The 1,520-nt window shown below is 72.5% G+C and carries 1 protein-coding gene; it reads right to left on the bottom strand.

Annotated features, from left to right (window positions below):
• Positions 1 to 98 precede the first annotated feature (98 nt).
• The coding region (locus AC1D12_RS33025; RefSeq protein WP_477845337.1) for an NAD-dependent succinate-semialdehyde dehydrogenase at positions 99 to 1,520 on the bottom strand (1,422 nt) is incomplete at its 5' end.

Genomic DNA, 1,520 nt, shown 5'->3' with positions numbered 1-1,520 from the left:
GCGCAGGGGAGTCGACGCGCCCTGCGCGGCGACCGCACCGGCCGGCGAGCCCCACACCCCCCGCTCCCGCCTTTGCTCGCGCCCATGCGAGAAAGAACCTACGAGCCTGTCCAGCAAAGGTACTTGGTGTGCATGTAGTCGTCCAGCCCGTAGCGTGACCCCTCGCGRCCGTAGCCYGATTCCTTGACGCCGCCGAASGGCGCCGCCTCCGACGCGAGCACGCCTTCGTTGATGCCGACGATGCCGCATTCCAGCGCATCGGCGACGCGCCACACCCGCGCGATGTCGCTCGAATAGAAGTACGCCGCCAGGCCGAACGGCGTGTCGTTGGCCGCCGCCACCACCTCGGCCTCGCCGTGGAACCGGGTCACCGGCACGACCGGCCCGAAGGTCTCCTCGCACGAGCAGGCCATCGTCGAATCGGCATCCACCAGCAGCGTCGGCGCGTAGTAGTTCGGGCCGTCGCAGCGCGCCGAGTGCAGGCGCTCGCCACCGACGATCACGCGGGCGCCGCGCGCCACCGCGTCCTGCACATGCTGCTCGATCTTCTGCACCGCGCGCGCGTTGATCATCGGGCCGATCTGCGAGTCGGCCTCGGTGGCCGGGCCGACCTTCAGCGCGGCGACGCGCGCCGCCAGCTGGCCGACGAAGCGGTCGTGCACCGCGTCCTGCACGAAGACGCGGTTCGGGCAGACGCAGGTCTGGCCGCCGTTGCGGAACTTGGCGGCCATCAGGCCGTCGACCGCCGCATCGACGTCGGCATCGTCGAACACGATGAAGGGTGCGTTGCCGCCCAGCTCCAGCGACAGCTTCTTCAGCGTGCCGGCCGACTCGCGCGCCAGGTGCTTGCCCACCGGCGTCGAACCGGTGAAGCTGATCTTGCGCACGCGCGCATCGGCCAGCCACACGTCGACCACCTCCGGCGTGCGCTGCCGCGAGGCCGTCACGATGTTCAGCACGCCGGGCGGCACGCCGGCCTGCTCGGCCAGGTGCACCAGCGCCAGCGAGGTCAGCGGCGTGTCCTCGGCCGGCTTGGCCACCACGGTGCAGCCGGCAGCGAGTGCCGGCGCGATCTTGCGGGCGATCATCGCGGCCGGGAAGTTCCACGGCGTGATCACCGCGACCACGCCGACCGGCTCCTTCACGACCATCATGCGGCGGCCCGGCACGGCCGCCGGGATGATGTCGCCGTAGCTGCGCGTCGCCTCCTCGGCGAACCACTCGACATAGCTCGCCGCATACAGCACCTCGCCGCGCCCCTCGGCCAGCGGCTTGCCCTGCTCGCGCGAGATCAGCCGCGCGAGGTCGTGCTGGTGCTCGACGATCAGCGCGTGCCAGCGCTTGAGCAGCTGCGCGCGCTCGCGGTTCGGGCGCGCGCGCCAGCCGGCGAAGGCCGCATGGGCGGCCTCGACGGCGGCGCGGGCGTCGCGCGCGCCGCTGTCGGGCACCTGCGCGAACACGGCGTCGGTGGCGGGGTCGCGGACCTCGAAGCGCCGGCCTTCGGCCGCATCGCTCCAGCG

It is taken from the genome of Rhizobacter sp. P1_G5 (assembly GCF_056405435.1).
Note: the sequence above shows the minus strand (reverse complement) of the source record. Positions and strands in the feature narration are given on the sequence as shown.